The organism is Bradyrhizobium sp. B124 (genome assembly GCF_038967635.1).
Lineage (GTDB): Bacteria > Pseudomonadota > Alphaproteobacteria > Rhizobiales > Xanthobacteraceae > Bradyrhizobium.
On record NZ_CP152413.1, the window covers coordinates 5,375,954 to 5,400,784 of the forward strand.

General features: G+C 64.1%; 20 protein-coding genes. 5 read left to right on the top strand and 15 right to left on the bottom strand.

The window, feature by feature from the left end:
• The first annotated feature begins 6 nt into the window (after positions 1 to 6).
• Complete coding sequence (locus AAFG13_RS25555; protein ID WP_212318924.1) at positions 7 to 597, top strand: DUF4337 domain-containing protein; 591 nt, start codon at positions 7 to 9, stop codon at positions 595 to 597.
• Between the two features lie 177 nt (positions 598 to 774).
• On the opposite strand, the gene AAFG13_RS25560 is transcribed toward AAFG13_RS25555, so the two are convergent.
• The 12 genes from AAFG13_RS25560 to AAFG13_RS25615 form a co-directional block, all read right to left on the bottom strand.
• On the bottom strand, positions 775 to 1,314 hold the full coding sequence (locus tag AAFG13_RS25560; protein ID WP_176534347.1) for a hypothetical protein: 540 nt from the start codon (positions 1,312 to 1,314) through the stop codon (positions 775 to 777).
• A 39-nt stretch (positions 1,315 to 1,353) separates the two neighbouring features.
• Positions 1,354 to 2,754: a dihydrolipoyl dehydrogenase gene (gene lpdA, locus AAFG13_RS25565; protein WP_212318922.1), complete on the bottom strand. Its 1,401-nt coding sequence runs from the start codon at positions 2,752 to 2,754 to the stop codon at positions 1,354 to 1,356.
• An 81-nt stretch (positions 2,755 to 2,835) separates the two neighbouring features.
• A complete protein-coding gene (locus tag AAFG13_RS25570; RefSeq protein WP_212318921.1) occupies positions 2,836 to 3,585 on the bottom strand; it encodes an SDR family oxidoreductase in 750 nt (249 codons plus the stop codon).
• A 72-nt stretch (positions 3,586 to 3,657) separates the two neighbouring features.
• Positions 3,658 to 4,905, bottom strand: a complete 1,248-nt coding sequence (gene odhB, locus AAFG13_RS25575) for a 2-oxoglutarate dehydrogenase complex dihydrolipoyllysine-residue succinyltransferase (protein ID WP_212318919.1) — start codon at positions 4,903 to 4,905, stop codon at positions 3,658 to 3,660.
• Positions 4,906 to 5,092: 187 nt separating this feature from the next.
• Positions 5,093 to 8,053 (bottom strand): 2-oxoglutarate dehydrogenase E1 component, encoded by a 2,961-nt coding sequence (locus tag AAFG13_RS25580; RefSeq protein ID WP_212318917.1) that lies wholly within the window; start codon positions 8,051 to 8,053, stop codon positions 5,093 to 5,095.
• A gap of 257 nt (positions 8,054 to 8,310) precedes the next feature.
• Positions 8,311 to 9,192, bottom strand: a complete 882-nt coding sequence (gene sucD, locus AAFG13_RS25585) for a succinate--CoA ligase subunit alpha (protein WP_212318915.1) — start codon at positions 9,190 to 9,192, stop codon at positions 8,311 to 8,313.
• Positions 9,193 to 9,229: 37 nt separating this feature from the next.
• Positions 9,230 to 9,706 carry a DUF1579 family protein gene (locus tag AAFG13_RS25590; RefSeq protein ID WP_212318913.1) on the bottom strand — a complete coding sequence of 159 codons (477 nt, stop codon included), beginning with the start codon at positions 9,704 to 9,706 and terminating at the stop codon, positions 9,230 to 9,232.
• Between the two features lie 2 nt (positions 9,707 to 9,708).
• Entirely contained in the window at positions 9,709 to 10,905 is a 1,197-nt protein-coding gene (gene sucC / locus AAFG13_RS25595) for an ADP-forming succinate--CoA ligase subunit beta (protein ID WP_342708591.1), read from the bottom strand.
• A 160-nt stretch (positions 10,906 to 11,065) separates the two neighbouring features.
• On the bottom strand, positions 11,066 to 12,034 hold the full coding sequence (mdh, locus tag AAFG13_RS25600) for a malate dehydrogenase (RefSeq protein WP_092121604.1): 969 nt from the start codon (positions 12,032 to 12,034) through the stop codon (positions 11,066 to 11,068).
• 221 nt (positions 12,035 to 12,255) lie between these two features.
• Positions 12,256 to 13,443 (bottom strand): cell division protein ZapE, encoded by a 1,188-nt coding sequence (gene zapE, locus AAFG13_RS25605; protein WP_092121598.1) that lies wholly within the window; start codon positions 13,441 to 13,443, stop codon positions 12,256 to 12,258.
• A gap of 140 nt (positions 13,444 to 13,583) precedes the next feature.
• Positions 13,584 to 14,120: an RNA 2',3'-cyclic phosphodiesterase gene (gene thpR / locus AAFG13_RS25610; protein WP_092121595.1), complete on the bottom strand. Its 537-nt coding sequence runs from the start codon at positions 14,118 to 14,120 to the stop codon at positions 13,584 to 13,586.
• 166 nt (positions 14,121 to 14,286) lie between these two features.
• Positions 14,287 to 14,916, bottom strand: coding sequence for an arylesterase (locus AAFG13_RS25615; RefSeq protein ID WP_342713397.1), 630 nt, complete (start codon positions 14,914 to 14,916; stop codon positions 14,287 to 14,289).
• Positions 14,917 to 15,001: 85 nt separating this feature from the next.
• On the opposite strand from AAFG13_RS25615, the gene AAFG13_RS25620 reads away from it, so the two are divergent.
• The 4 genes from AAFG13_RS25620 to AAFG13_RS25635 all read left to right on the top strand — a co-directional run bounded on the left by AAFG13_RS25620 (position 15,002) and on the right by AAFG13_RS25635 (position 19,949).
• A complete protein-coding gene (locus AAFG13_RS25620) occupies positions 15,002 to 15,721 on the top strand; it encodes an ABC transporter ATP-binding protein (RefSeq protein WP_212318910.1) in 720 nt (239 codons plus the stop codon).
• On the top strand, positions 15,718 to 18,288 hold the full coding sequence (locus AAFG13_RS25625; RefSeq protein WP_342708592.1) for an FtsX-like permease family protein: 2,571 nt from the start codon (positions 15,718 to 15,720) through the stop codon (positions 18,286 to 18,288). The genes AAFG13_RS25620 and AAFG13_RS25625 overlap by 4 nt, the downstream gene beginning before the upstream one ends.
• Positions 18,289 to 18,522: 234 nt before the next feature.
• Positions 18,523 to 19,314: a Bax inhibitor-1/YccA family protein gene (locus AAFG13_RS25630; protein WP_342708593.1), complete on the top strand. Its 792-nt coding sequence runs from the start codon at positions 18,523 to 18,525 to the stop codon at positions 19,312 to 19,314.
• Between the two features lie 89 nt (positions 19,315 to 19,403).
• Positions 19,404 to 19,949, top strand: a complete 546-nt coding sequence (locus AAFG13_RS25635) for a GNAT family N-acetyltransferase (RefSeq protein ID WP_212318906.1) — start codon at positions 19,404 to 19,406, stop codon at positions 19,947 to 19,949.
• Positions 19,950 to 20,065: 116 nt separating this feature from the next.
• Here the strand turns inward: AAFG13_RS25635 and AAFG13_RS25640 are convergent, their stop codons facing one another.
• The 3 genes from AAFG13_RS25640 to acnA all read right to left on the bottom strand — a co-directional run bounded on the left by AAFG13_RS25640 (position 20,066) and on the right by acnA (position 24,723).
• Positions 20,066 to 20,437, bottom strand: a complete 372-nt coding sequence (locus tag AAFG13_RS25640) for a DUF2794 domain-containing protein (RefSeq protein WP_092121561.1) — start codon at positions 20,435 to 20,437, stop codon at positions 20,066 to 20,068.
• Between the two features lie 642 nt (positions 20,438 to 21,079).
• Complete coding sequence (locus tag AAFG13_RS25645) at positions 21,080 to 21,841, bottom strand: DUF1223 domain-containing protein (protein WP_342708594.1); 762 nt, start codon at positions 21,839 to 21,841, stop codon at positions 21,080 to 21,082.
• 161 nt (positions 21,842 to 22,002) lie between these two features.
• On the bottom strand, positions 22,003 to 24,723 hold the full coding sequence (acnA, locus tag AAFG13_RS25650) for an aconitate hydratase AcnA (protein WP_342708595.1): 2,721 nt from the start codon (positions 24,721 to 24,723) through the stop codon (positions 22,003 to 22,005).
• Positions 24,724 to 24,831 lie beyond the last annotated feature (108 nt).

The following is a 24,831-nucleotide window of genomic DNA, read 5'->3' on the forward strand; positions in this document are numbered from 1 at the left end:
GGAATCATGAGCGCACAAGAAAGTATGGAGCACGCGGAGCATGCCGAGCATGCGTCGGGCGAAAACAAGAAGATCGCCCTCCTGATCGCCGTGATCGCGCTCTGCCTGGCGCTGTCGGAAACGCTCGGCAAGGGCGCCCAGACCGAATCGATCAGCAAGAACGTCGAAGCCTCCAACCTCTGGGCCTTCTTCCAGGCCAAAAGCATCCGCCGCACCGCGGTGCAGACCGCTGCCGAACAGGGCAAGCTGAACCTCGCGACCACCACCGACGAGGCAGCCAAGGCCGCGCTGCAGAAGCAGATCGACGACTGGCAGAAGACCGCGGCACGCTACCGCTCGGAGCCGGAGACCGGCGAAGGTTCAGAGCAACTCTCCGAACGCGCCAAGCATTCCGAGCACGAGCGCGACGAGGCCACCGCGAAATATCATCACTTCGAGCTTGCCTCTGCCGCCTTCCAGATCGCCATCGTGCTGGCGTCCGCGACCATCATCACCGGCATCGCCGCGCTGGCCTGGGTGTCCGGTCTGGTGACGCTCGCCGGCGTCGTGATGACCTTGCTCGGCCTGTTCCAGCCGCATCTGCTGCATTTGCATTAGCTGCATCTGCATGAGTTGGCATAGCTCCGCTTTTGACCGTCATCCTGAGGCGCGAGCCTTGCGGCGCAATTGCGCCGCTGGGCGAGCCTCGAAGGATGCACGGCCACCGGCCGGGCCGTTCATCCTGCGAGGCTCGCCGAAGAGGCTCGCACCTCAGGATGACGGAAAAAGGCTTAATCAGAGAACCTTGCTGGTCTGGTGGACGCTTTTGCGGAAGCGCGCGATCAGGCGCAGCGTGCGCGCGGTCCAGCCGTCGCCGTCGCCACTGATCATCTCGAGGATACGCCGCTTGACCGGCTCGACCAGCTCGGTGGCCTTGGCGCGCAGCGCCATCACGAAATTATAGAGCGCCTCGAACCAGGGCATCTCCAGCAGTTTCGATCGCGTCACGTCGAACAGGAAAGCGGTGACGCCGACGCCGACGATCTTGGCGAACAGGATCAGCGAGACCGCGCTGAACCAGTATTGGTTCGCCAGGAGCCAGAGTCCGACCAGCTTGAGCGGAAACAGCGGGATCAGCGGCACGACGAAGACGATCAGCGTCATCGCCGGCGACAGCGAATCGACCCGGTCGGCAAGCCATTGCTTGAGCGCACGCAGCGGAATCCACGCCACCACCCGGGCCACGATCGGCTCGACGTGATCCCATAGCCAGGCCTCGATCAGGAAGATGATCGCAAGCAGGACCCAGAACGGCTGAAGCAGACGGCGCAACATCACTATGATCTCTACCCGGCTCGCGCGCGGGATGTTCGATCACATATGGATGGCGCGCTTGCCCACCGCAAGCGCGGCTTCCTTGATCGCTTCGGAGCGGGTCGGATGCGCGTGGCAGGTGCGCGCCAGATCCTCCGCCGAACCGCCGAATTCCATCAGGACGCAGGCTTCGTGGATCATTTCGCCGGCTTCCCGGCCGACAATGTGCACACCGAGCACCCGATCGGTCTTCGCATCTGCGAGAACCTTCACGAAACCGTCGGTAGTCTGATTGACCTTGGAGCGGCCGTTCGCGGTGAACGGGAATTTGCCGACGGTATAAGCGACGCCGGCCTGCTTGAGATCTTCCTCGGTCTTGCCAACCGACGACACTTCCGGCGTGGTATACACAACGCCTGGAATGACGTCGTAGTTCACATGGCCGGCCTGGCCCGCGATGATCTCCGCGCAGGCAACACCCTCGTCTTCCGCCTTGTGCGCCAGCATCGGCCCAGCCACGACGTCGCCGATCGCGTAGATGCCCTTCACATTGGTCGAGAAGTGCGCGTCGATCTCGACGCGGCCGCGATTGTCGAGCGCAACGCCGGCTTCCTTCAGCCCGAGGCCCTCGGTGTAGGGCACGCGGCCGATGCACACGAGCACGACGTCGGCTTCGATGGTTTCGGCAGCGCCGCCCGCGGCCGGCTCGATCTTGGCCTGGAGCGTCTTGCCCGAGCTGTCGACCGCGGTGACCTTGGCACCGAGCCTGAAGGCAAAACCCTGCTTTTCCAGGATGCGCTGGAATTGCTTCGCCACTTCGCCGTCCATGCCGGGCAGGATGCGGTCGAGGAATTCCACCACGGTGACCTTGGCACCGAGACGGTGCCAGACCGAGCCGAGCTCGAGCCCGATGACGCCGGCGCCGACGATCAGCAGGCTCGACGGCACCTTCTCCAGCGACAGCGCGCCGGTCGACGACACGATGCGCTTCTCGTCGATGTCGATGCCCTTCAACCGCGCGATGTCGGAGCCGGTGGCGATCACGATGTTCTTGGTCTCGACGATCTCGGACTTGCCGTCGCCGGAGACCTCGACCTTGCCGGCACCGAGGATCTTGCCGGTGCCCTTGAGGACGTCGATCTTGTTCTTCTTCATCAGGAACTCGACGCCCTTGACGTTGCCGTCGATGCCCTGCTGCTTGAAGTCCATCATCGCGGGTAGATCGAGCTTCGGCGTGGGGACGCTGACGCCCATCTTGGCGAAGGAGTGCGCGGCTTCCTCGAACATCTCGGAGGCATGCAGCAGCGCCTTCGACGGCATACAGCCGACATTGAGGCAGGTGCCGCCCAGCGTCGCGTTCTTCTCGACGACGGCAACCTTCATGCCGAGTTGCGCCGCGCGGATCGCGCAGACATATCCGCCGGGCCCGGTGCCGATGACGACGAGATCGTAAGAAGCCATGATAGAGGTCCTGTAGCTAAACTCTGTGACAGTTGGGCGGGCGCGATCCGATCGGAAGGCCGCTTCCCGCTTGATCGTGTTCTAGCGACCGCCCGAGACGTCGAGGATCGCGCTGGTGACGTAGGAGGCTTCGTCGGAGATCAGCCAGACGATGGCGTTGGCGATCTCGTCCGCGGTGCCGACGCGCTTCATCGGCACCATATGGGCCAGCCGATGCGCACGATCGGGCTCGCCGCCCGCGGCGTGGATGTCGGTGTCGATCAGGCCGGGCCGGATGCCGGCGACGCGGATGCCTTCACCCGCGACTTCGTAACCGAGGCCGACCGTGAATGAATCGATCGCCCCCTTGGAGGCGGCATAGTCGACATAGGTGTTGGGCGCGCCGAGCCTTGCCGCGACCGACGAGAGGTTGACGATGACGCCGCCCTGGCCGCCGTGCTTGGTCGACATGCGCTTCACCGCCTCGCGCGCGCACAGGATGCTGCCGGTGACGTTGACCGCCATCATCTGCTGGATGCGCTCGGCCGACATCTCGTCGACACGCACACCACTTTTGCCGACGATGCCGGCATTGTTGACGAGCGCGCCGAGCGTGCCGAATCCATCGGCCGCCTTGAACAGCGCCAGGATATCCTGCTCGCTGCCGACGTCGCACTTCACCGCGATCGCTTTGCCATTCCTGGCCTCGATCGCGGCGACGACCTCGTTGGCCGCAGCCTGGTTGGAGGCATATCCGACCACAACGCGATGGCCGCGCGCGGCAGCCGCAAGTGCGGTAGCGCGGCCGATGCCGCGGCTGCCGCCGGTGATGACAACGACCTTGTCCGTCACATTGATCCCCAAACGTAAGCACCCAACGAATCGCGACGCCCGAACCGATCGGGCGCCGCGCGCGACATGACCTCAGAGATCCAGCACCAGGCGGGCCGGATCTTCCAGGCTCTCCTTGACGCGAACCAGGAAGGTGACCGCTTCCTTGCCGTCGATGACGCGGTGATCGTAGGACAGCGCCAGATACATCATCGGGCGAACCTCGATCTTGCCGCCGACCACCATCGGCCGCTCCTGGATCTTGTGCATGCCGAGAATACCGGACTGCGGCGCGTTGAGGATCGGCGTCGACATCAGCGAGCCGTAGATGCCGCCATTGGTGATGGTGAAGGTGCCGCCCTGCATCTCGTCGATCTTAAGCTGGCCGTCGCGGGCGCGGCGGCCGTAATCGGCGATCGACTTCTCGATCTCGGCGATCGACTTGTGGTCGCAGTCGCGCACCACCGGCACCACCAGGCCGCGGTCGGTGCCGACCGCAACGCCGATGTGGTAGTAGTTCTTGTAGATCAGGTCGGAGCCGTCGATCTCGGCGTTGACGGCCGGAATGTCCTTCAGTCCCTGCACGACCGCCTTGGTGAAGAAGCCCATGAAGCCAAGCTTCGAGCCGTGCTTCTTCTCGAACGTATCCTTGTAGAGGGCCCGCAGCTTCATCACCTCGGTCATGTCGACCTCGTTGAAGGTCGTCAGCATCGCGGCGGTGTTCTGCACGTCCTTGAGGCGGCGCGCGATGGTCTGGCGCAGCCGGGTCATCTTCACGCGCTCCTCGCGCGCGGCATCGTCCGCCGGCGACGGCGCGCGAACCTGCACGGCGGCGGCCGGCTGGTTGACCGGGGTCGGCGCCGAGGCGGCCTTCTCGATCGCAGCCAGCATGTCGCCCTTGGTGACGCGGCCATCCTTGCCCGAGCCCGGAACGGTGGAAGCGTCGACGCCGCTTTCGGCGGACAGCTTGCGCACCGAAGGCGCCAGCGGCGCATCCGCCGGCGGCACCTTCTGCGCAGCGGCAGGAGCCGGTGCGGGAGCAGCGGCCGGTGCAGGCGCGGCGGCCTTGGCGGGGGCTGCGGCAGCCGCGGACTTGGCCGGGGCAGCGCCGTCATTGATCTGACCGAGCAGCGCGCCGACGGCGACGGTCTCGCCATCCTTGGCGATGATCTCGCCGAGCGTGCCGGCGACCGGCGCGGGCACCTCGATGGTGACCTTGTCGGTCTCCAGCTCCACCAACGGCTCGTCCACCGCGACGGCCTCACCGGCCTTCTTGAACCAGCGGCCGATCGTGGCCTCAGTTACGGATTCACCGAGCGTTGGAACGCGAATTTCAGTCATGATCTTTTCCTCGATAACCTTGCGGTCGCAAATTTGGCAGTCGCAAACCTTGTCCGCCACCGTCCGCCAAAGCGAACGACCCGGTACTCCGTGACGACAGCGGTGAGGCTGGATGACCCGGGATACCGGATGCCCCGCTCCAGTGCGCAATTGCGCACAAGGCGGGGCATGGCTTCAGTGAAGGTCGTTAGTTCAGTGCGTCGTCGAGCAGCGCCTTGAGCTGCGCCAGATGTTTCGACATCAGACCGGTGGCAGTCGCCGCCGATGCCGGACGGCCGGCATAGCGCGGACGCTTGTTGGCTGCGTTGGTCTGGTTCAGCACCCATTCCAGATAGGGCTCGATGAAGTGCCAGGAGCCCATGTTGCGGGGCTCTTCCTGGCACCAGACCACCTCGGCACCCTTGAAGCGGCCGAGCTCCTGCACCAACGCCTTCAGCGGCACCGGATACAGCTGCTCGATGCGCATCAGATATATGTCGTCGACGCCGCGCTTCTCGCGCTCCTCATACAGGTCGTAGTAGACCTTGCCGGAGCACAGCACGACGCGACGGATCTTGTCGTCCGGTACCAGCTTGATCTTCTCGTCCGGCAGCATCTGCGCGTCATCGTACAGGATGCGGTGGAAGGTGGCGTTCTTGCCGAGCTCGTCGAGCCGCGACACCGCGCGCTTGTGACGCAGCAGCGACTTCGGCGTCATCAGGATCAGCGGCTTGCGGATTTCGCGATGCAGCTGGCGCCGCAGCACGTGGAAGTAGTTTGCCGGCGTGGTCGGATTGACCACCTGCATGTTGTCCTCCGCACACATCTGCAGATAACGCTCGAGGCGCGCGGAGGAATGCTCCGGTCCCTGCCCCTCGTAGCCATGCGGCAGCAGGCAGACGAGGCCCGACATGCGCAGCCATTTGCGTTCACCCGAGGAGATGAACTGGTCGAACACCACTTGCGCACCGTTGGCGAAGTCGCCGAACTGGGCTTCCCAGAGCGCCAGCGCATTCGGCTCGGCCAGCGAGTAGCCGTACTCGAAGCCGAGCACCGCCTCTTCCGACAGCAGCGAGTTGATGACCTCGTAATGGCCGGTGTCCTCGCCGCCGAGATGGTTGAACGGGGTGTAGCGGCTCTCGTCCTCCTGGTCGATCAGGACCGAATGGCGCTGCGAGAAGGTGCCGCGCTCGGAATCCTGGCCGGACAGGCGCACATGATGGCCCTCCTGCAGCAGCGTGCAGAACGCCAGCGCCTCGCCGGTCGCCCAGTCGATACCGACGCCGGTGTCGATCGCCTTGGCGCGATTGTCGAGGAAGCGCTGAATGGTGCGGTGAGCGCGGAAGCCGTCCGGCACCTTGGTGATCTTGCGGCCGATCTCCTTGAGCACGGCGACATCGACACCGGTGACGCCACGGCGGGCGTCTTCTTCCTGATCGGCCGACTTGAAGCCGGCCCATTTGCCGTCGAGCCAGTCGGCCTTGTTCGGCTTGTAGCCCGAGCCGGCTTCGAGCTCGGCATCGAGCCGTGCGCGCCAATCGGCCTTGGCCTTCTCGACCTCGCCCTCGGTCAATACGCCGTCGGCGACCAGCCGCTTGGCGTAGATCTCCAGCGTCGACGGGTGCGAGGCGATCTTCTTGTACATCACCGGCTGGGTGAACGCCGGCTCATCGCCCTCGTTGTGGCCGTGACGCCGGTAGCAGAACATGTCGATCACGACCGGCTTGTGGAATTTCTGCCGGAACTCGATCGCGACCTTGGCCGCGAACACCACGGCCTCCGGATCGTCGCCATTGACGTGGAAGATCGGCGCGTCGATCATCTTCGCGACGTCGGACGGATAGGGCGACGAGCGCGAGTAGCGCGGATAGGTGGTGAAACCGATCTGGTTGTTGACGATGAAGTGCAGCGAGCCGCCGGTGCGGTAGCCCTTCAGGTCGGACAGGCTGAAGCATTCCGCCACCACGCCCTGGCCCGCGAACGCCGCGTCGCCGTGCATCAGGAGCGGCAGCACCGAGATGCGCATGTCGGGCGGATCGCCGTGCTGATCCTGCTTGGCGCGCACCTTGCCCATCACGACCGGATCGACGATCTCGAGATGCGACGGATTTGCGGTCAGCGACAGATGGATGTTGTTGCCGTCGAACTCGCGGTCCGATGACGCGCCGAGGTGATACTTGACGTCGCCGGAGCCTTCGACCGAGTCCGGATTGGCCGAACCACCCTTGAATTCATGGAACAGCGCGCGGTGCGGCTTGCCCATCACCTGGGTCAGCACGTTGAGGCGGCCGCGATGCGGCATGCCGACCACGATCTCCTTCACGCCGAGATTGCCGCCGCGCTTGATGATCTGTTCGAGCGCCGGGATCAGCGATTCGCCGCCGTCGAGGCCGAAGCGCTTGGTGCCGGTGAACTTGGTGTCGCAGAACTTCTCGAAGCCGTCGGCCTCGATCAGCTTGTTGAGGATCGCGCGGCGTCCCTCGGGCGTGAAGCTGATCTCCTTGTCCGGACCTTCGATGCGCTCCTGGATCCACGCCTTCTGCGCGGCATTGGAGATGTGCATGAACTCGACGCCGAGCGTCTGGCAGTAGGTACGCTCGCAGATCTGGACGATCTCGCGCAGCGTGCCGTATTCGAGGCCGAGCACGTGGTCCAGGAAGATCTTGCGGTCGAAGTCGGCCTCGGTGAAGCCGTAGGAACGCGGATCGAGCTCCTCGCGGTCGCGCGGCGCCTCGATGCCGAGCGGATCGAGCTTGGCGTGGAAATGCCCGCGCATGCGATAGGCGCGGATCAGCATCAGTGCGCGAACCGAATCGCGGGTGGCCTGATGCACGTCGGCGTCGGACAGTTCGGCGCCCTTGGCCTGTGCCTTGGCGGCGAGCTTGGTGCCGACCGCCTTCTCGACCTGGGCCCAGTTGCCGTCGAGCGCCGAGGTCAGCTCGTCACGCGGCGTCACCGGCCAGTTGGCGCGGCCCCACGAGGCACCGTCGGCGTTCTTCTGGACGTCGGCCGGGGCGTCCTTCAGGCTCTTGAAGAAATCCTGCCATTCTGCGTCGACCGACGATGGGTCCTGCTCGTAGCGGGCATAGAGATCGTCGATGTAGGTGGCGTTGGTGCCTTGCAGGAATGATGAGAGAGCAAAAGCAGCATTCGCGTCTTGGCGAGACATGGGGCAGTCCTGGTGATTTTTTTCGGTTCGCGCGTAGGAGACGGCGCTGGTGCCGGTCTGGAAGTGCGCCGGCTGGATTGATACCCTTTACCCTATCTGGGCGCGATATTCCTGCCTAAAAGAACCAAGAAATGAACTTATTTTCATATTTTATTGATCAGCGTTCTGGTGGCAAAACGCAATAAAAAGGCGGGTTCCCTCATGAGAACCCGCCCAAAACCACGTCAAACCTCGAAGGGAACTTCGCCTGACGGAGGTTACTTGAGCATCTCCGCGAGCGTATGCCCGAGCCGCGCCGGCGACGGCGACACCCTGATGCCGGCGGCTTCCATCGCCGCGGTCTTGGAACCGGCATCGCCCTTGCCGCCGGAGATGATCGCGCCGGCATGACCCATGCGGCGGCCGGGAGGTGCCGTGACACCGGCAATGAAGCCGACCATCGGCTTCTTACGGCCGCGCTTGGCCTCGTCCTTCAGGAACTGGGCGGCGTCTTCCTCGGCGGAACCGCCGATCTCGCCGATCATGACGATCGACTTGGTCTTCTCGTCGGCCAGGAACATCTCCAGTACGTCGATGAACTCGGTGCCCTTGACCGGATCGCCGCCGATGCCGACCGCAGTGGTCTGGCCGAGGCCCTCCTGGGTGGTCTGGAACACCGCTTCATAGGTCAGGGTGCCGGAGCGGGAGACGATGCCGACCGAGCCGGGCTTGAAGATGTTGGCCGGCATGATGCCGATCTTGCATTCGCCCGCGGTCATCACGCCGGGGCAGTTCGGCCCGATCAGCCGCGACTTCGAACCCGACAGCGAGCGTTTGACGCGCACCATGTCGAGCACCGGAATGCCCTCGGTGATGCAGACGATCAGCGGGATCTCCGCATCGATCGCCTCGCAGATCGCGTCCGCGGCGCCCGGCGGCGGGACATAGACCACGCTGGCGTCGGCGCCGGTCTTCGCACGCGCGTCCGCGACGGTGTCGAACACCGGCAGGTTGAGATGGGTCGAGCCGCCTTTGCCCGGCGCCACGCCGCCGACCATCTTGGTGCCGTAAGCGATCGCCGCTTCCGAATGGAACGTACCGTTCTTGCCGGTGAAGCCCTGGCAGATGACCTTGGTGTTCTTGTCGATCAGAATGGACATGGTTCGAGATGCTTTCGCGAGACGAGCGGTGAAGGGTTCAGTGGATACGCCGGTACACGCCGGTGAGCACGTCGGCCCACCCTTCCGCGTCAGGCGAGAATTGGATCTTCATGTTGTAGGTATTGTCGTCGACGACCTCGTAGACGTGACGCGCATTGCCGCGCAGCGAGCCGCGCACCAGGATCAGCGACTTGCCCGCCCAGCCGCCGGACGCCGGCGACGGCGGGTAGTAGCCGAGTGAATCGTGCCAGAACAATCGGTAGGCGCGATCCTCGCGGTCGTAGGTGAAGACGCCGTGAGTGGCGAAGCTCTCCTTGCCGTCGCGGGTCTGCACGCAGTCCTGGATCAGGTAGAAACCGTTGAGCGCGATGCGCGCGACGACATGGGAAGTGGCCGGACCGCCTGCGGTCCAGCGCGACGGATAGACCATCTCGTCGCCCTTCCACTCGCCCGCGAAAACCGCGAGCTTGCGGTGTTCGTCCAGCGGGGTCGGAGCGTCGAGATGATCGGCCATCGTTAGCCTCCCTTGACGGCTTTCACGATCTTCTGTGCGGCATCATCGAGATTGTCGGCGGGCACCACGTTGAGACCGCTGTCGCGGATGATCTTCTTGCCCTGCTCGACATTGGTGCCTTCGAGGCGCACCACCAGCGGCACCTTGAGACCGACCTGCTTCACCGCGGCGACCACGCCCTCGGCGATCACGTCGCACTTCATGATGCCGCCGAAGATGTTGACCAGGATGCCCTTCACGTTCGGATCGGCGGTGATGATCTTGAAGGCGGCTGCAACCTTCTCCGCGCTGGCGCCGCCGCCGACGTCGAGGAAGTTCGCCGGCTCCATGCCGTAGAGCTTGATGATGTCCATCGTCGCCATGGCGAGGCCGGCGCCGTTGACCATGCAGCCGATCGTGCCATCGAGCGCGACATAGTTGAGGTCGTATTTCGACGCCTCGATCTCCTTGGCGTCCTCCTCGGACTCGTCGCGCAGCGCGACCACGTCCGGGTGACGGTAGAGCGCGTTGCTGTCGAACGACACCTTGGCATCGAGCACACGAAGCTGGCCCTGCTTGGTGACGACGAGCGGATTGATCTCGAGCATCGCCATGTCCTTGGCGGCGAAAGCTGCATAGAGCTGACTGGTCAGCTTCTCGGCCTGCTTGGCGAGATCGCCCTTCAGCTTCAGCGCCTCGGCAACCGTGCGGCCGTGGTGAGGCATGATACCGGTGGCGGGATCGACCGAGAACGAGACGATCTTTTCCGGGGTCGAATGCGCAACGTCCTCGATGTTGACGCCGCCTTCGGTCGACACCACGAACGAAATCTCGGAGGTCTCGCGATTGACCAGGATCGAGAGGTAGAACTCCTTGTCGATGTCGGAGCCTTCCTCGATGTAGAGGCGGTTGACCTGCTTGCCGTGCGGGCCGGTCTGCACCGTGACCAGCGTCGCGCCGAGCATCTGCTTGGCGAATTCGTCGACCTCGGCAACCGACTTGGCGATGCGGACACCGCCCTTGTCGCCGGCGGATGCCTCCTTGAACTTGCCCTTGCCGCGACCGCCGGCATGGATCTGGCTCTTCACCACCCAGATCGGGCCGGGGAGCTGCTTTGCCGCCGCATCGGCATCTTCCGGCTTCAGCACCGGCACGCCGCGCGAGATCGGCACGCCGAATTCGTGCAGCAGAGCCTTGGCCTGGTATTCGTGGATATTCATGGAAAGACGCTCCCAAACCCTCGTGCGGCGAACTTCAAGTCAGCCTTGATTCTGGTATACCATATACCAAAGCTCGCGCAACTACAAAATCCGCCGGAATTTCATCACCTTGTACCCGACCGGCGATTGAAATCGCCGATCGGGTCATTGTCGATTGAGATTACTTGCCGAGCAGATCGGGCGCGATCTTCTTGCAGGCGTCGACCAGGCCCTGCACCGCGCCCACCGACTTGTCGAAGGCTTCACGGTCCTTGCCGGCGAGTTCGATCTCGACGATGCGCTCGACACCCTTGGAGCCGATCACGGTGGGTACGCCGACATACATATCCTTCACGCCGTACTCGCCGTTGAGATAGGCGGCGCAGGGCAGCACGCGCTTCTTGTCCCTCAGATAGCTCTCGGCCATCTGGATCGCGGACGCCGCCGGCGCATAGAAGGCCGAGCCGGTCTTGAGCAGGTTGACGATCTCGGCGCCGCCATTGCGGGTGCGGTCGACGATCTCGTCGATGCGGGCCTGCGAGGTCCAGCCCATCTTGACGAGGTCGGGCAGCGGAATGCCGGCGACGGTCGAGTAACGGGTCAGCGGCACCATGGTGTCGCCGTGGCCGCCGAGTACGAAGGCGGTGACGTCTTCGACCGAGACGTTGAATTCGTCGGCCAGGAAATAGCGGAAGCGCGCGGAGTCGAGCACGCCGGCCATGCCGACCACCTTCTTGTGCGGCAGACCCGAGGCCTTCTGGAGCGCCCAGACCATCGCATCCAGCGGGTTGGTGATGCAGATGACGAAGGCGTCGGGCGCGTACTTCTTGATGCCGGCGCCGACCTGCTCCATGACCTTGAGGTTGATCGACAGCAGATCGTCGCGGCTCATGCCGGGCTTGCGCGGCACGCCCGCGGTGACGATGCAGACCTTGGCGCCGTCGAGCGCTTCATAGGAGTTGGCGCCAACCAGGTTGGAGTCGAAGCCGTCGACCGGCGACGACTGCGCGATGTCGAGCGCTTTGCCCTGCGGCACGCCCTCGGCGATATCGAACAGCACGACGTCTCCGAGTTCCTTGAGGCCAACGAGGTGCGCCAGCGTTCCGCCGATCTGTCCGGAGCCAATCAGTGCAATCTTGTCGCGTGCCATGGGAAATCAGTCCTTTGAACTGGTGCAGGAGGGAGGGAAGTCGGTTGCAAGGGTGGTTATCCCTTTCGAATGATCCATTCAAGTCGCGGCCTGCCCGATTGGAGGCCTTGCCTGGAATTCGATCAGGCATGCCAGCAACATCCGTCCCGGAGACACGAAAGTTGCTCCGAACCGGACCGCGCGCAAGACCGAATTTGGAGGCCGAATTTCAAGGCTGAATTTCAGGTCTCGACCAGGCCGGTCGACGAGCCGCTGGCCGAGGAATCCTTGCGGCCGTGCGGCAGCGCCAGATAGGATTCCGAGCTCATCTCGATCAGGCGCGAGGACGTGCGCTTGAACTCCATCGCCTCGATGCCGTCGGTCGCAAGGTACAACGACACCGGATCGGCCTCAGCCGAGGCCATCAGCTTCACGGCATTGTCATAGAGCGTGTCGATCAGCGAGATGAAGCGCTTGGCGGCGTTGCGCTCGGCGTAGTCCATCACCGGAATATGGTCGATCAGGATCGTGTGGTAGTCGTGCGCAAGCCTGAGGTAATCGGACGCGGCAAGCGGCTTCTCGCAGAGATCGGCGAAGCTGAAGCGCGCGACGCCATGCGACGAGCACGGCACAGTCAGCAAACGCTTTTTGATCTCGATAAGGCGCGCCTTGCACGGCGCGTTGCCGGTCATCTTGCGCCACGCCGCATTGAGCACATCGCGAGCCGCGTCATCCGCGGGCACCAGCCACATCTTCACGCCGACGAGCTTCTCGAGCCGGAAGTCGGTACGTGCATCGAGCCGCAGCACATCCATGTGGTCGGAAATCTGCGCGATGAACGGCAGGAACAGCGCGCGATTGAGACCGCCCTTGTAGAGATCGTCAGGCGCGACGTTCGAGGTCGCGACCACGACGGTGCCGAGATCGAACAGCTTTGCGAACAGCCGCCCGAGGATCATCGCGTCGGCGATGTCGGTGACGTGGAATTCGTCGAAGCAGAGCAGCCACGCTTCGTCGAAGATCGCTTGCGCGGTGAGCGCGATCACGTCGCCGTCTGCGATCTCGCCACGCGCGATCTGCTGGCGGTAGCCGTAGATGCGCTCATGCGCCTCGGCCATGAATTCGTGGAAATGCGCACGGCGCTTGTGCTCGACCGGGCTCTGCTGGAAGAACAGGTCCATCAGCATGGTCTTGCCGCGGCCGACCTCGCCATGGACGTAGAGCCCGCGCGGCGGCTTGTCGTCCTTGTCGCCGCCGAACAGCCGTCCGAGCAGGCTTTGCTTGCGCTGCGGCTTGTAGCTCGCGAGCCGCTCCTCCAGCGCGCCGAACGCCTCGGCAGCTTGCGCCTGCGCCGGATCGGCCTCGATCGCGCCGGAGGCGACCAGGTCGTTGTAGTGCTCGAGAAAGGAACTCGGCGAGGTGGACAGCATGGGCCCACCTTACGGCCCTAGTGCGCGGAAAATTGCAAGCCGTGAATTGTGCCAATGGGGTATGCAAGCGCAAGCCCTTGCATACCACGGCCGACCGCACCGGCCGCTGCCTGACACCTCAAGCCGCGATCTGCGATCCCTCACGCGCAGAGCGCGTAGGAATCCTCGACCACATAGGGGCCGCCGCCCGTCGACGCGCGCGACGAGAACAGCACGAAGCGGTCCGCCATGAAGCTGCGGCTCGGGAAGTAGCCGCGCACCGACAGATAATCCGCGACGTCCTGGCTCGACGCGTCATGCAGACGCGCGAGCGTGACATGGGGTGTGAATTTCCTGCCCTCGGGATCGAGCCCCATCCGCTGCATCATCCGCTCGAGCTCGGCCTGCAGTTCGATCAGCGGCCGACTGGGCTCGACGGCGGCAACCACCGCGCGCGGCTTGCGTCCACCGAAGCTCGACAGGCCCTGCAGTTTGACCTCGAACGGTTTTCGGTTCACCCGAAACAGCATCGTTGCGATCTCGTTGGCCCAGAGGCCATCGATATCGCCGATGAAGCGCAGCGTGACATGATAATTTTCGGGATCGATCCAGCGTGCGCCGGGAAGGCCGCCACGCAAATTGGAAAGTGTCTGGCCGATCTCGGCCGGAATTTCCAGTCCAGTGAAGAGACGCGGCATCGCATTAATCCTCGATGCTTGGCGCGGGTTTTGGGAGCCCGCCCCTGTAACAAGCCCGGCGACGAATCACCGATGCCTATTTGTACCCGAGATATGTGACTCTGCGAAGCACGACCCGTTAACAGCTCGTAAACCTACGGGCACAACTCGGCGCGCTGCCTGCATTTCAACTGCGTTGCCCTGATAATGCGCCGAGAAATGCCTCCACCGTGGGCAGCATATTCTTGACGACGATGTCCACACCTTCCGCCGTCGGATGCATGCCGTCGGCCTGATTGAGCTTGGCATCGGCAGCCACGCCATCGAGGAAGAACGGATAGAGCGGCACGCCAAGGGACTTCGAGAGATCCGGATAGATCGCGTTGAACTTCGCTGCATACTCACTGCCATAGTTCGGTGGCGCGAGCATGCCGCACAAGAGTACGGCGATCTTGCGCCCCTGCAACTTTGTGATGATGTCGGTGAGCGCGGCACGCGTGACCGCGGGATCGATGCCGCGCAGCGCATCGTTGGCGCCGAGCTCGATGATCACGGCGTCAGTTCCGTTAGCCACCGACCAGTCGAGCCGCTCGCGACCCCCTGAGGCGGTGTCGCCGGATACCCCGGCATTGGTCATGCTGACCTTTATCCCCTTGGTCTCCAAGGCTTTTTGCAGCCGGACCGGAAATGCCGCCGCAGCCGGAAGGCCGTACCCGGCGCTCAGGGAATCGCCCAGAACCACCATCTTGATCGGTTTCGCCGAACCTTGCGCCGGGGCATTCTCCGGTGCTGGCGTCTGCGCACTTGCCGCCGTCATCAAGCCCATAAGCAACACGAGTATGTGCACGAAGATTCTCAACCGGCTCTCGACCGCAGCAGCGGAAGTGCCATATGACCGAACCATGGACAGTCTCATCGAATCCTCTTCACTGACCGACGTCGAGCCGGACACCATTGCCGTCAGGAACGTCAATCTCTCGCTCGGCACCGGCGCGGCACGGGTCCATATCCTCAAAGATATCAGCCTTCGTGTGGCAGCGGGTGAGGCCATCGGCCTGATCGGCCCGTCGGGTTCGGGCAAGTCGACCTTGCTGATGGTGATGGCGGGGCTTGAACGTCCTGACAGCGGAGAAGTGGTCGTCAACGGCACGTCGTTCAATGCCCTCGATGAAGATGCGCTGGCGCGCTTCCGCGGCCGCCAGGTCGGCATCGTGTTCCAGTCGTTCCATCTGATCCCGACCATGACGGCGCTGGAGAACGTCGCCGTGCCGCTCGAGCTCGCCGGTAATCCCGATGCCGCCGCGCGCGCCGCGCAGGAGCTGCAATCGGTCGGACTCGGCGAACGGCTGCATCACTACCCGACGCAGCTGTCCGGCGGCGAGCAGCAGCGCGTCGCGATCGCACGTGCGCTCGCGCCCGATCCCGCGATCCTGGTTGCCGACGAGCCGACCGGAAATCTCGACGAGACGACAGGAAAGCAGATCATCGACCTGCTCTTCACCAAGCACACCGAGCGCGGCATGACGCTGGTGCTGGTGACGCACGACCTTTCGCTGGCACAGCGCTGCGATCGTGTGGTGCGGCTGCGCTCCGGCCGCATCGACGGACAATCCACGACATGAGCATCGCGTCCGAAGTCGCGGTGCAGGGCCGCGCGTCGTGGCTTGCCTTCCGCTATGCGCTGCGCGAACTGCGCGGCGGCCTGCGCGGATTCTACGTGTTCATCGCCTGCATCGCGCTCGGCGTGATGGCGATTGCCGGCGTTGGCTCGGTCGCCGCGAGCCTCGGCGACGGCCTGTCGCGCGAGGGCCGCACGCTGCTCGGCGGCGACGTCGCATTCTCGTTGATCTCGCGCGAAGCCAAGCCCGAGGAGGTCGCGTATCTGCGCACCCGCGGCGAGGTTTCGGTGGCAGCCACGCTCCGCGCGATGGCCCGCAGCGGCGACGGCAAGCTGGCGCTGGTCGAGCTCAAGGCGGTCGACGGCAAATATCCGATGCTCGGCGAGCTGACGCTCGAGCCGAACATACCGGTTGCCGATCTGCTCGCCGAACGCGATGGCGTCTATGGCGCGGCCGCCGATTCAACGCTGTTGGCGCGGCTCGACCTGAAGCTCGGCGACCGCGTCAGCATCGGCAGCGCGACCTACCAGATCCGCAGCGTGGTGGCGGCCGAGCCCGACAAGCTTGCCGGCGGCGTCGGCCTCGGCCCGCGCTTCCTGATCAGTGAAGCCAGCCTGCGCGCTACTGATCTCTTGCAGCCGGGCAGCCTGGTGCGCTGGATCTACCGGGTAAAGCTGCCTGACGGCGCCAACGACGATCGCGCCACCACCGCGTTGATCGACGGCGCACGGGCTGCCGCACCGGAGGCCGGCTGGGAAGTCCGCAGCCGCAACAACGCCTCGCCGCAGCTTGAACGCACCATCAACCGCTTCACCCAGTTCCTGACCCTGGTCGGCCTCGCCGCACTGCTGGTCGGCGGCGTCGGCGTCGCCAACGCGGTGAAGAGCCATATCGACCGGCGCCGCGACGTCATCGCCTCGTTCAAGGCGCTCGGCGCCACCGGCCGCGACGTCTTCACGATCTACTGTACGCAGGTGGTGGTGCTGGCCGGGATCGGTTCGGTGATTGGGCTCGTGCTCGGCGCCGCGCTGCCGTTCGTCATCGTCGGCCTGTTCGGCAAGGTGCTGCCGCTGCCGGTGGTGCCGGCGCTGCATCCCGACGAACTCGCGCTCTCCTTCCTCTACGGCCAGCTCACCGCGCTGGCATTCGGACTGTGGCCGCTCGGCCGGGTCCACGACGTGCCGGTCGCCGCGCTGTTCCGCGAGACCGTCGCCAGCGAATGGCACCGCCCGCGCTGGAGCTATCTCGCGCTGATGACGGTGGTGGTCGCACTCCTGATCGGGGTTGCGATCGGGCTTGCCTATGACAAGCGAGTGGCCGCGGTGTTCGTCGCCTCGTCGATCTCGGTGTTCCTGCTGCTGCGCGGGATCGCCGAGATCCTGATGGCGGTGGCGCGGCGGCTGCCACGCAGCCGCATGACTATGCTGCGGCTGGCAATCGCCAACATCCACCGGCCGGGCGCGCTGACGCCGTCGGTCGTGCTGTCGCTGGGGCTCGGGCTCGCGGTGCTCGTCACCATCACCCAGATCGACGGCAATCTGCGCCGGCAATTCCTGGCCGCATTGCCGGAACGGGCGCCGTCGTTCTTTTTCATCGACATCCCCTCCACCGAAGCCGACCGCTTTGCCGCCTTCCTGGCGCAGATCGCCGCTGGTTCGACCGTCGAGGACGTGCCGATGCTGCGCGGCCGCATCGTCGCCGCGCGCGGCGTCAAGGCCGACCAGCTCAAGCCGTCGGTCGATTCGGAATGGGTGCTGCAAAGCGACCGCGGCCTGACCTACACCGGCGAAGTTCCCAAGGGTTCGAAGATCGTCGAGGGTGAATGGTGGGGACCGGACTACAGCGGACCTCCGCTGGTCTCGATGGAGAAGAAGATCGCCGACGGCCTGTCCTTGAAGATCGGCGACGAGATCGTGGTCAACGTGCTTGGCCGCGATGTTCCGGCCAAGATCGCCAATCTGCGCAACATCGACTGGCAGGGCCTCGGCATCAACTTCGTGCTGGTGTTCTCGCCGAATGCCTTCAAGGGCGCTCCGCACAGCCACGTCGCGACCCTGACGGAACCCCATGCCGGCACCACCGACGATGCGCGCATCATCAAGCAGGTCGCCGACGCGTTTCCGATGGTGACCAGCGTCCGGGTCCGCGAGGCGCTTGAGACGGTCGGCACCGTCGTCAGCAATCTGGTGCTGGCGATCCGCGGCGCCAGCGCCGTGACGCTGATCTCGGCGATCCTGGTGCTGGGCGGCGCGCTCGCCGCCGGGCACCGCCACCGCGTCTATGACGCCGTGATCCTCAAGACGCTCGGCGCCACGCGGGTGCGATTGCTCGGCGCCTACGCGCTGGAGTATCTGATGATCGGTTTTGCAACCGCAATCTTCGGGGTGATCGCCGGTTCGGTCGCGGCCTGGCTGATCGTGACGCGGCTGATGACGCTGAGTTTCATCTGGCAGGCCGGCAGCGCCGCGCTGGTCGTGGTCGCCGCGCTGGTCGTCACCGTCGGATTGGGGCTGGCCGGAACGCTGCTCGCGCTGAACCAGAAGCCGGCCTCGGTGTTGCGGAATTTGTGACAATTTGTAGCGGCGGCAGCGCCGTTTTGCCTATAAATGCTAGGCTAGAGCGACATTCGGCCGCGCGTGGAAGCTTGCGTCGGATGTGTTAATTTCCCACATACCACTCGGGTCGGATAGTCGGTTTGAATGACACGCAATTAATGTTCCGCAAACCGAGCCATCTGAGATAGATTTAGAACCGGCGCCGCAAATCCCTTGCGCTCCACCGGGACCAACCACGGGAATTCGACCATGTCGGACCTAGACCGCAACTACGCTTCTCCTTTCGGCCGGGCCGCCGGGCGCATTGACGCTGCGGCCGTCGACGCCGGTCTGCGCGCCTACATGCTGCGCATCTACAACTACATGAGCATCGGCCTCGCCATCACAGGCTTGGCCGCGCTCGGTGTCTACATGGGTGCGGTGACCAGCGACCAGTCCGCCGCCGTTGCCAAGTTCGGCAACGCCTATCTGACGCAGTTCGGCTACGCGATGTTCGTGAGCCCGCTGAAGTGGCTGTTCATCCTCGCCCCTCTGGCGATGGTGTTCGTCATCTCGGCCGGCATCAACCGCCTGCAGCCTGCGACCGCCCAGCTGCTGTTCTGGGTGTTCTCGGCGCTGATGGGCCTGTCGCTGTCGTCGATCTTCCTGGTGTACACGCACACCTCGATCGTGCGCGTGTTCTTCATCACCGCGGCGACGTTCGGTGCGCTGAGCCTCTATGGCTACACCACCAAGCGTGACATGAGCGGCATGGGCTCGTTCCTGTTCATGGGCTTGATCGGCATCATCATCGCGAGCCTGGTCAACCTGTTCCTGGCGAGCTCGGCGCTGCAGTTCATCGTCTCGGTGGTCGGCGTGCTGGTGTTCGCGGGCCTCACCGCCTGGGATACCCAGCGGCTGAAGGACGACTACATCTACGGCTACGCCTCGCAGGGTGGTGTCATGGCAGAGCGTGCGGCGATCACTGGTGCGCTGTCGCTCTACCTGAACTTCATCAACCTGTTCACGCTGCTCCTGCAGCTGCTCGGCCAGCGCGACTAAGCGCATCGAGCCAAGCGATCGATCCAATCCAAGCCCCGGCCTTGCGGCCGGGGCTTTTCTTTTGCGCGGGGCAAAATACTGTCGTGCCCATGTCCAATTCCGCGGGATCCAATCCGGAAATCAGGCCGACCGCCGAGGCGGACCTGCCCTCGATCACCGCGATCTACGAGCACGCGGTGCGCTTCGGCACCGCGACCTTCGAGCTGATCCCGCCCGACCTTGCCGAAATGACCCGCCGCTACAGGGCGGTGGTCGATGGCGGCTTCCCCTATTTCGTCGCCGTGCTCGATGGCCGCGTCGCCGGCTATGCCTATGCCGGTCCCTACCGGCCGCGGCCGGCCTATCGCTTCACCGTCGAGAACTCGGTCTATCTGGACCCTGCGGTGCATCGCCGCGGCATCGGCCTCCGGCTGATGGAGCGCCTGATCGCCGAATGCGACGCGCGCGGCTTCCGGCAGATGATCGCGGTGATCGGGGACTCGGCCAATGCCGGCTCGATCGGGCTGCACCGCCGCTGCGGATTTCAGATGATCGGGACGCACCCGAATGTCGGCCTGAAATTCGGCCGCTGGCTCGACACCGTGATGATGCAGCGCGCGCTCGGCGAAGGCGCGGCGACGGTGCCGGCGGATTAGGTGGGATACGTAGCCCGGATGGAGCGCAGCGCAATCCGCGGCAAGTTCATCCGCGCTCTCGGCGGCCCCGGATTTCGCTGCGCTTTATCCGGGCTACGGCAGTGAATTTGCCGCGCCTACACCAGCGATAGCTTGCGATCGATCACGAACAGCACCCGTTCGAGTTCGTGGCCGCGGCGCAGGATCAGACCGGTCGCCGAAATTACGCTGTACATGCCCTGCTTGCGCGCCAGCCGGGGATCCTTCTCGATCCGGTAGATCGGTATTTCGGATGCGCGCCGGAACACCGAGAACACAGCGCGGTCCTTCAGGAAGTCGATCGCATAATCGCGCCACTCGCCATCGGCGACCATGCGGCCGTAGAGATTGAGAATGCGATTGAGCTCAAGTCGATTGAATGTCACGCGGTTGGGCTGAGGGGTCGCGGCGGCGGGACGCGCCGCGGCACGATTCCCACTCGGATCACTATCCTCCGAGATCAAACTCATCGAGCGCCTCCTGTCATCCCGGTGACGATCGGGTTCCGAAGGCCGGTGCCCCCACTTCGGGATCGTCACGAGAGTGACATGATTGCGCTAAGCGACGGAGCCTGCAAGGGGCCATTCGCAATGCAACCAGCCCTTAACCAAGGCCAGGCGCGACCGATTGTCCGGAAAACCGAAGAGTCACGGGAACGTTAGAGGAATCATATTGCTGCCCCACTTCCGCCCATCGCCCGCCCCGCTGCCCTGCGAAAAGAAAATCCTGCGTTGGCCCGGTCCTTTCGGTTCCGGATTCCTCAGCCCCCAGCCCCCCGGGGCCGTCGGGATCGGGCCTGTTCGCAGGGGAATCAAATCCCAACACACTGGGCCAACGAAAGTTGGTCCTTTTTGTTTTTGGGGCCCTGCTCGATTACGCGCGATCAAGACGCGCAACGCCCCGGCGCTTCCCTCTCAGCAGATCACTGGATGCACGCTGCCGCCGCACGGAGCCGCACGACTACATGCGTGCGGCCAATGACGCGACTAGCAGAAGCCAGCGCCGCCCAGCGTTAGAGCGTTTTCGAGTGAAGTGGACACCGGTTCGCGCGAAGAAAACGCGTCAAACAAGAATCTAGAGCTTCGGTTCTGATCAATCAGAACCGAAAGGCTCTAGTGAAGCGAGGTGAATGCGGCGCCCAGCATCGGGCCCGGCTTGTCGCGATTGCCGTCCTGGACGTAGACGGCCGCAGCATCGACGCCATCGCGCGTGATGTTCTCAAGCGGCACGGTCCAGCTCCCGGACGAGCCGTTCCAGTCGCCGACCTTCAGGAGATTGCGCACCACATTATGATAGGTGATCTCGCGGCCGCGGTTCTCGCCGCGCGCGATCGAGATCGGCACCGACTTCGAGATCGAGCAGATCCAGACTTCGCCGCGCGACACCGCGGGCGATTTCGATGCGGCCACCGACACGTTGATCTGTTTGCCGGTCAGCGTCATCGTCACCGGCACCGACATCACGCTGCCGCTCTTCTCGGTGTCCTTGATGGCGTCCTCGATGCTGGCGCGGTCGCTGCCGATCACATGAGCGGAGCCGTTGATCACGGCCTGCGGCGTGTAGACGTCGCGGTCGCCGCGCATATGCGAATAGGCTTTCTGGCGCGCGCTGAAACGTGAATCGGCCAGCGTGTCCTTCCAGCCGAGATAATCCCAATAGTCGATCGGCATACTCAGCGCGATGACGTTGGGGTCCTTGGCGAGGTCACCGATGATCTTGTCCGCGGGAGGACAGGACGAGCATCCCTGCGAGGTGAAGAGTTCGACGACAGCACGCGGGTCGGCGTGAGCGGGGCGGATGATTGCGACGATCGCGCAGAAACCGAGAGCGCTGGACCATCGCGAGATAGAACTATAGGCCATCATCGCTGTCATACTGCGAACCAGTCGTGATGATTTCTATCCGTAATTGTACGGAGCATGAAGCTGTCCCTTGAACTTGCGTGCCCCAGAACGCCAGAAGGCGGCCTTGTCATAGGCCGCCTTCTTTTTAGCCGCTACTCACTAAGCAGTGAGGCACCGATCACAAATCCTCGCTAGGCCGCGAGTTTGCGCAGCACGTAATGCAGGATGCCGCCGTTGCGATAGTAGTCGAGCTCGTCCAGCGTATCGATGCGGCAGAGCAGCGGGACATCCCGCTTGCCGCCGTCGGCGGAGACGATTTCGGCCGTCAGCGTCTGGCGTGGCTTCAAATCGCCCTGCAGCCCGCGGATCGTGACCTTCTCGTCGCCCTTGAGGCCGAGCGAGGACCACGACGTGCCGTCCTGGAAGGTGAGCGGAAGCACGCCCATGCCGACCAGGTTGGAGCGATGGATGCGCTCGAAGCTCTGGCAGATCACCGCGCGCACGCCGAGCAGGCGGGTGCCCTTCGCGGCCCAGTCGCGCGACGAGCCGTTGCCGTATTCGGCGCCGGCGAACACCACCAGCGGCACGTTCTCCTGCTGGTACTTCATCGCGGCGTCGTAGATCGACATCTGCGCGCCGTCGGGCCAGTGCTTGGTCAGACCGCCTTCCGGAATATTGCCGTCGGCGCCCTTCAGCATGAAGTTCTTGATGCGGATGTTGGCGAAGGTGCCGCGCATCATCACTTCATGGTTGCCGCGCCGCGTGCCGTACTGGTTGAAGTCGGCGGGGCGCACCTGGTGCTCGCTGAGGAACTTGCCGGCGGGCGAGGTCAGCTTGATCGAGCCGGCCGGCGAGATGTGGTCGGTGGTGATCTTGTCGCCGAACATCGCAAGGATGCGCGCGTCGACCACGTCGACGATCGGCTCCGGCTGCTTCTTCATGCCTTCGAAGTAGGGCGGGTTCTGCACATAGGTCGAGCTCATGTTCCAGCGATAGGTCTCGCTTTCCGTGGTCTTGATCTTGCGCCAGTTGGTGTCGCCCTTGAACACGTCGGCGTACTTCTTCTTGAAGATCGTCGCGGTGACGTACTTCTTCATGAAGGCATTGATCTCCTTCGTGGTCGGCCAGATGTCCTTGAGGAACACCGGCTTGCCGTCCTTGCCGATGCCGATCGGCTCGACCGCGAGATCCTTGGTCACGGTGCCGGCAAGCGCATGCGCAACCACCAGCGGGGGCGAAGCGAGGTAGTTCGCCTGCACGTCGGGCGAGACGCGGCCTTCGAAGTTGCGGTTGCCCGACAGCACGGCGGCGGCGACGATGCCGTTGTCATTGATCGACTTCGAGATGTCTTCCGGCAGCGGGCCGGAATTGCCGATGCAGGTGGTGCAGCCGAAGCCGACCAGGTTGAAACCGACTTTGTCGAGATCGGCCTGCAGGCCGGAATTGGCGAGATATTCAGCCACCACCTGGCTGCCCGGCGCGAGCGAGGTCTTCACCCACGGCTTGGCCTTCAGGCCCTTGGCGGCCGCCTTGCGCGCCAGCAGGCCGGCGCCGATCAGCACGCTCGGGTTCGAGGTGTTGGTGCAGGAGGTGATCGCGGCGATCACGACGTCGCCATGGCCGAGATCGAAATTGCGGCCCTCGACCGCGAAGCGCTTCTGCTCGCCATCGGGCTTCTTGTACTCGTTGACCAGCGCGGTGGCGAAACCGGTCGAGACCGCCGGCAGCGCGATGCGGCCTTCGGGGCGCTTCGGTCCGGCCATCGACGGCACGACGTCGGCGAGATCGAGCGTCAGCGTGGTGGTGAACACCGGATCGGCCGACTTGGCGGTACGGAACAGGCCCTGCGCCTTGGCATAGGCCTGAACCAGCTTGACGCGATCGGCCTTGCGGCCCGAGGTCTTCAGGTAATCGATGGTCGCGGCATCGACCGGGAAGAAGCCGCAGGTCGCGCCGTATTCGGGCGCCATGTTGCCGATGGTCGCCTTGTCCGCGACCGACAGGAAATCGAGGCCCGGGCCGAAGAACTCGACGAACTTGCCGACCACGCCGAGCTTGCGCAGCATCTGGGTGACGGTCAGCACGAGGTCGGTCGCGGTGACGCCCTCCTTGAGCTGGCCCTTGAGCTTGAAGCCGACCACTTCCGGCAGCAGCATCGACAGCGGCTGGCCGAGCATGCAGGCTTCCGCCTCGATGCCGCCGACGCCCCAGCCGAGCACTGCGAGGCCGTTGACCATCGTGGTGTGCGAGTCGGTGCCGACGAGCGAGTCCGGATAGGCGACATCAAAGGTGCCGGTCTTCTTGCCGACCGTCATCTTCTCCTTCTTGGTCCACACCGTCTGCGCGAGGTATTCGAGATTGACTTGGTGGCAGATGCCGGTACCGGGCGGCACCACCGAGAAGTTCGAGAACGCCTTCTGGCCCCACTTCAGGAACTCGTAGCGCTCCTGGTTCTGCTTGTATTCCTCGGTGACGTTCTTCGCGAACGCCTTGTTGTCACCGAAGAAGTTGACGATCACCGAGTGGTCGATGACGAGATCGACCGGCACCAGCGGGTTGATCTTCTCGGCGTCGCCGCCGAGGTTCTGCATCGCGTTGCGCATCGCTGCGAGGTCGACCACGGCCGGAACGCCGGTGAAATCCTGCATCAGAACGCGCGCCGGGCGGAACGCGATTTCGTGCTCAAGCTGGCGCTTCTTCAGCCACTTCGACACCGCAACGATGTCTTCCTTCTTGACGGTGCGGCCGTCCTCGTTGCGCAGCAGGTTCTCGAGCAGAACCTTCATCGAATACGGCAGCTTCGAAATACCCTTCAGTCCGTTCTTCTCTGCCTGGGGCAGGCTGTAATAGACGTAGGACTTGCCGCCGACCTTCATGGTCTTGCGGCATTTGAAGCTGTCGAGTGAGGTCATGCGGAGGATCCCAATTCTCAGTTATACCCGGCAAGGGTAACTAAACACCGGCGATCGACACGGGCCGAGGGGATGGCCTGGATGGCTTGCGGCCGCCGATTGTGTGTG